At 63.8% G+C, this 5,265-nt stretch carries 6 protein-coding genes; 2 read left to right on the top strand and 4 right to left on the bottom strand.

What is annotated here, in order from left to right:
• Nucleotides 1-139 precede the first annotated feature (139 nt).
• Nucleotides 140-1,258, bottom strand: a complete 1,119-nt coding sequence (locus EOA85_RS26600) for an RHE_PE00001 family protein (protein ID WP_127211755.1) — start codon at nucleotides 1,256-1,258, stop codon at nucleotides 140-142.
• Between the two features lie 229 nt (nucleotides 1,259-1,487).
• Here EOA85_RS26600 and EOA85_RS26605 point away from each other — a divergent pair, with 229 nt between their 5' ends.
• Both EOA85_RS26605 and EOA85_RS26610 read left to right on the top strand, forming a co-directional pair.
• Nucleotides 1,488-2,582, top strand: coding sequence for a hypothetical protein (locus tag EOA85_RS26605; protein ID WP_127211751.1), 1,095 nt, complete (start codon nucleotides 1,488-1,490; stop codon nucleotides 2,580-2,582).
• A gap of 9 nt (nucleotides 2,583-2,591) precedes the next feature.
• Entirely contained in the window at nucleotides 2,592-3,761 is a 1,170-nt protein-coding gene (locus tag EOA85_RS26610) for a tyrosine-type recombinase/integrase (RefSeq protein WP_127211752.1), read from the top strand.
• Between the two features lie 159 nt (nucleotides 3,762-3,920).
• On the opposite strand, the gene EOA85_RS26615 is transcribed toward EOA85_RS26610, so the two are convergent.
• From EOA85_RS26615 to repC, 3 genes are all read right to left on the bottom strand, one after another.
• A complete protein-coding gene (locus EOA85_RS26615; protein WP_127211753.1) occupies nucleotides 3,921-4,403 on the bottom strand; it encodes an RES family NAD+ phosphorylase in 483 nt (160 codons plus the stop codon).
• Nucleotides 4,400-4,831 (bottom strand): DUF2384 domain-containing protein, encoded by a 432-nt coding sequence (locus EOA85_RS26620; protein ID WP_127211754.1) that lies wholly within the window; start codon nucleotides 4,829-4,831, stop codon nucleotides 4,400-4,402. The genes EOA85_RS26615 and EOA85_RS26620 overlap by 4 nt, the downstream gene beginning before the upstream one ends.
• An 89-nt stretch (nucleotides 4,832-4,920) precedes the next feature.
• Nucleotides 4,921-5,265, bottom strand: a 345-nt coding sequence (repC, locus tag EOA85_RS26625) for a plasmid replication protein RepC (RefSeq protein ID WP_245486019.1), incomplete at its 5' end; no start/stop codon positions are given.

A 5,265-nucleotide genomic window follows, 5' to 3' on the forward strand; every position in this document is an offset into this window, starting at 1 on the left:
GTGTGAAGGTCTCTCACGGGGTTGCGGCAAAAAACGCAAATCTTCTCTCCGCTCGCCATTAGGATACACGCGACAACGGCATCTCGGTCATGCTGGCCCAGTCCCCTCTGCGATGCAGTCGGCGTCCGCACAGGGCATCTCAAATCAACCCCCACGCTCGAAACCTTCCCCTCCCCGTCAGCTCGCGCAGCCCGAGCTCACCGACAAGATTGAGCGCGCCCTGTTTTGTCACCTTCAGCCGCTCCTGGATCAGACTTGTGGAAACGATGGGCCGCGACAAGACAAGCTCGACCAGGTCGGGAAGTTTTGAACTGGTGCGCCGCTCCCGCAGCCGCCGTTCCACCTGGTTTTTCGCCATGACCAGCCGGTCATGCTCTTTCAACCCGGTCAGCGCTGCATCGTGGATAGCATCGAGGGAGGCGAGCAGCCGGTCATTGCGATTGCGCGCCCGCCGCCGCTCTCGCGGAATGTTCTTGGCGCCAAGGTGCAGGCAGGCGAGATGGTTGGCGGCAAGACCCTCCTGCCGCAGCAGCGCGGCAACAAGCAGCGGCCCGAGCCAGATGGCATGCTGCAGCACCTCGATGTCGGACCAGGCCTCGAGCAGGATCGCACCGCGCAGGGCGACCGGCAGATCGCGTGTCCTGGCGATCACGTCCTGCCACTCGGCCAGGCGTGCATCCTCGTCCCAGTCGAGATCGTAGATCAGATCCGGCCGGTCACGTCGTGACGCCTCCTCCTTTCGTGCAGGCACGGCGGCGCCGCTCAGTATCTTCGACGAGCGCGCCAGGAGAGCGTCGATCTCGGCAAATTCTTCAGCCAGAAGATCATCCTCACCATCATCCCGACCGTCGGCTTCAACGGCGCTGGCGGCCTCCCCTTCCCGGCTTTTTGGGCCGACCGCTAGCATCTGGCCATCGCGACCGGTCAGCTCACGCAATCCCTCGCGGCCGAACGCCCAGTCGGGCTTCTGCGAAACAATTCGCCGGCGCATTCGCAGAACAGCGTGCGCCCGGGTGAGCTCGTGGGTCGGGGTGCGGATGTCCATGTGAGCGTCGTGCAGGACGAGATCCTCGAGGTGAACAAGTTCGCCCTCAATCCACAGGGCTGCGGCCGCATCGGCAAAATGCTGGCGCTCGACAAAGCCGTCGCGCACCGGCGAGCGGGCCAGCCGCTCGTCGAGACGCGACAACACCTCGGTTGCGCGCGCAACCGGCCCTATGAGGGCTTTCAGGGACAATTCGCCGATCTCGTAAGTCATTGTTTTCATGATGGCTGATTCGCGATAGTCAAGCTATCTCCGTGTTAGGTTGACTTGCAGGGCTTTTCTCCGGCACCTTGTTCACTATCGATAATGACCTCTTATCGATAGTGATTGATCTCGCCGCCCAAATCAGCCAGAATCGCCCTGCAGAGCCCCGCCGGTCACGTCCCGCGCGGCCGAGAATGACGCAAGGTGCTATTCCGCCGCGCGAGAAAGGCCACCTGGGATGAGCGAAGAAAAACCCGTCCGCCTGCCCGACCCCGCTTCCGCCGAAACCGTGCTCGCATCTCTGGAGGCGCAGTCGGCCGACGCCGAGCTCGCCCCTGCTCTCAACAAGGCCTTTCCAGGCTTTGCCTTCACCGTCGCGACGATCGACGATCCCTATTGGTGCAACCCTCACGCTGTTGTCGCTGCCGACGGCACGCGCAGCGGCGACCACCGTGCCTGGGTCGAACGCGAGCTGGCCGAACTGGGCGGCGATCTCACCGCCTTCTGGAACCGGCATCGCGAGGACGGGACAAAATTCGCTGAATGGCGCGGCGCTAGCGCCTTCGCCTTTGCGCCGTCCGGGCCGGGCGTCGCCGAGTTCGTGCAACTCTCGCTCAGCCGCGAGATCGAGGTCGTGGCCGGCCCCGTAGTCGATCCCGACTACCGCCCCAACAGCGTCGACCAGCTCTTCGAGCCGACCTGGGTTTTGCGTGATTCCGCTGCCGAGGCGCAGCAGCTCGCAGGGCCGGTCTACCGGCTGCGCGGCCGCGCCGGCGGCGGCATCGTTCACATGAAGAGTTTTTTGGCGCGCCGGGCGCGCATCGACACGGAACAGCGCGAGGCAAGCCGTCCCGAGCTCGAAAACCGCATCATCCGTGAGGTCGGCCCCGACGGCACGCGCGACACCGCGTTTTTAGACGCCAATCCGGACTGGTTCGATTCTGTGCCGCGCGAGAACCGCTTTTTTGCCGACTGGGAGCGGTCGAGCGCTTGCGCCCACCGCATTTTTGACCATTGGGCCTTCGACATCCACGATCTCGAAGATCGTGGCCGGCGCGAGATCGGCTTTATCCCGCGGCCGCTCAAAATGCCGGCAGAGCGGCTGCCGATGGAAGACGGTATTTCGGTGCATCGCCTGATGGAGCGGACCGAGGCGATCGACGCCGAGATTGGCCTGCCCTTCGCCTGGTTCTTTCTGATGACGCACGGGCACTGGGTCGATCCGGACGTCGGCGATGCGATCGCTGAAGGCCTGCGCCAAGGACGGGTGCGCCTGCCAGACCGCGATGCCGCCGTACTGCTCGCCTGGGCAGACAAAAAATATCTGTTCTGAGCCGCCGTCATGGATCTTCGCCTGCCAAAGCCCTTACCAGACCAAAAACTGCGCCGTGCGGAGGCGCTCGATGCGCTGGATTCGGTGCTGCCATTCGACCGGCGCGATTTTCTGGCCGAAATCCTCACCGACGACGACGTCGCCACACTGCGCCATCTCGCCAAAGAAGGCATCGGCGAGAATTCGCTGCGGGCGCTGGCCTCCGACCTCGGCTATCTCGAGGCCTGGTCGCTCGCCGCGACCGGTTTTTCGCTCCCCTGGCCGGCGCCGGAGGCACTGCTGATAAAATTCGTCGCCCATCACCTGTGGGATCCTGCAAAGCGTGAAACCGACGTGTCGCACGGTATGCCGGAAGACGTGACCGCGGCGTTGAAGTCGGCAAAACTGTTGCGCGTCGATGGACCGCACGCGCCGAACACCGTACGCCGGCGTCTGTCCAGCTGGTCGACGCTGACCGGCTGGCGCGGTTTTGTGGGAAAATTCAACGCGCCAGGCCTGCGCAGCGCCATAAAACTCGCCGTGCGCGCCAGCGCCCGCCCCCGGGGCCGCAAGAGCAAAAAGGCGGTGACCGCCGATATTTTGACCACCCTGCTCAACACCTGCGCCGGCGACCGTCTCGTCGACCTGCGTGACCGTGCCCTTCTTATCACCGCCTTCGCCTCCGGCGGCCGCCGCCGCAGCGAGATTGCTTCGCTCAGGTTCGAGCAGATCGTCGAAGAAGAGCCGGTGACCGCCGACCCCAAGAATCCCGGCGGCGAAAAACTGCCCTGCCTGTCGATCCGGCTCGGCCGCACCAAAACGACACAGGCGGACAGCGACGCTTTCGTGCTGCTCGTCGGCCGGCCGGTGCTGGTCTTGAAGGAATGGCTCGAGCGCGCCGTGCTCAGGGAGGGCGCCGTCTTCCGCGGCATCGACCGCTGGGGCAATCTCAAAAAACGCGCGCTGACGCCGCAGGCGGTCAACCTGATCCTGAAGCGACGCGTCGCCGAGGCCGGGCTTGATCCGATGGCATTTTCCGCCCACGGCCTGCGCTCCGGCTATCTCACCGAAACCGCCCGTCGCGGCATTCCGCTGCCCGAGGCGATGCAGCAGTCGCAGCATCGCTCGGTGCAACAGGCGTCCAACTACTACAACGACGCCGAGCGCACGCTCGGGCGGGCGGCGCGGATCATCGTCTGAGTCGCAGATCGATCCGACACATCACAGCTTGCGGCGTCAGCTCCAGGACTCGGCCACGCCTCGGCCGAGATGACCTGCAGATATCAGCGTCGGCGCGACTGTTTTCGTGTCAATCTCACAAAAGCGAGCGGGCTGTAGGGACAAAGAGCCACCTCCGCGTTACGCGCCAAACAGCCGCCGGTCCCAGTAGACCGGCTGGTGCAGGCCTGTGTGGATCTTTGAAAACTCCGGATGCGCCGGATTGATCAGCACATTGCAATCGAGACGCGCCACGACACTCGGCACCAGCAGGATGACGCTGCGCCGGTCTAAACACCAGGTTTCGCCGAATCCCTGGCTCACTGTCGCCGGCATCGTGTCCCAGCCGGGCAGTGATGGCTGGGAAAAGACCTCGTAGCTCAGCCCGCGCGGGATCGTGATTTCGATGTAGTGCTGGTTGGGCGGCAGGCGGCCGCTGCCATGCACCAGCTTTTCCAACAGGGCCGTCGAATAGTGCTCACTGGTGTAGATGAGAGGACTTCCGGGCGTGTTCCATCGCCCTGGCGCGATTGTCGAGCCGGTCGCGTCGAAGATCGGGTAGGTGCCGGCCGGATCGCCGATACGAAAGGACGATAGAGTGCGATCGAGAGTCTGCGCCGTCACGCAGCACTGCCGTACTTCAGACCTGCGAGAATATCGACCACCATTTCGGCACCGAACTCGCTCATGATAACGACGTCGATCGGTCGCTTGTCCTCAATCATCGGGTGCGGCCGAAACAGGAAATCGCGCGCTTCCTCTTCGTTCTGCCAGACATCGACAGCAAGGCCCCAGACGCGCGCGACGCGGGCCAATCGTGTGCCCTCGTCCGACGAGAGGCGATGTACCGCCTTGCGCCGCTCGTAGGTCGCCTTGGGGATCAGCCGGTATTTGAACTGAGCATCGCCAGGCGCCAGAAGATGCGCAACGCGCTCAAGTGCGCCAATGGGAAGTCCATCCTCGATCCGGGAGATCAGCCCGAAAGGCGACCGCGCCGCCACCTCTTTCACGGGCAGCCCCAACACGTCGGCGACATTTCCGAACGCTAGCATTTCACTCTCCATTCCATTTGAGGCAAAATATAGCCTCACTTGATGCGCCATGCAAGCCCCGCATCAGCGCGAACCGATCCGCCAACGGGTTACCCTGTCATCTTTGCAGTCGCGCCGTTCGCTCGCAACGCCGCCATCAGCATCGGCCCGACCGAAAACTCCCCTGCCCTGGCCTTCTCGGTCAGCACGCGCAGATAGCCACCAGCTGACTCGATGTGCTGTGCCCGCTGCAGAATGCAGGCAATCACCACCGCGGCGATTTCCTGACCCATGACATGGCAGGCATCCTCATACGCAGACGGCGAAACGCCCAGGTATCCCCGCACCTGGGCCGCGGTTATCATGAAATCGCGCCAGTTGCCGATGCCGTCGACGGCGTAGTCCGCAATTTCGGGGCAGGCCTTCAGCACCAGCCCCAGCGGATAGGTTTTCGG

Source organism: Mesorhizobium sp. M5C.F.Ca.IN.020.29.1.1 (assembly GCF_003997375.1).
Taxonomy (GTDB): domain Bacteria; phylum Pseudomonadota; class Alphaproteobacteria; order Rhizobiales; family Rhizobiaceae; genus Mesorhizobium; species Mesorhizobium wenxiniae.

What these genes read in the sequence shown, in the direction of transcription:
- EOA85_RS26605 (WP_127211751.1), top strand. Translation starts at nt 1,488, where the DNA reads ATGAGCGAAGAAAAACCCGTCCGCCTGCCCGACCCCGCTTCCGCCGAA.
- EOA85_RS26610 (WP_127211752.1), top strand. Translation starts at nt 2,592, where the DNA reads ATGGATCTTCGCCTGCCAAAGCCCTTACCAGACCAAAAACTGCGCCGT.
- EOA85_RS26600 (WP_127211755.1), bottom strand. Translation starts at nt 1,258, where the DNA reads ATGACTTACGAGATCGGCGAATTGTCCCTGAAAGCCCTCATAGGGCCG.
- EOA85_RS26620 (WP_127211754.1), bottom strand. Translation starts at nt 4,831, where the DNA reads ATGCTAGCGTTCGGAAATGTCGCCGACGTGTTGGGGCTGCCCGTGAAA.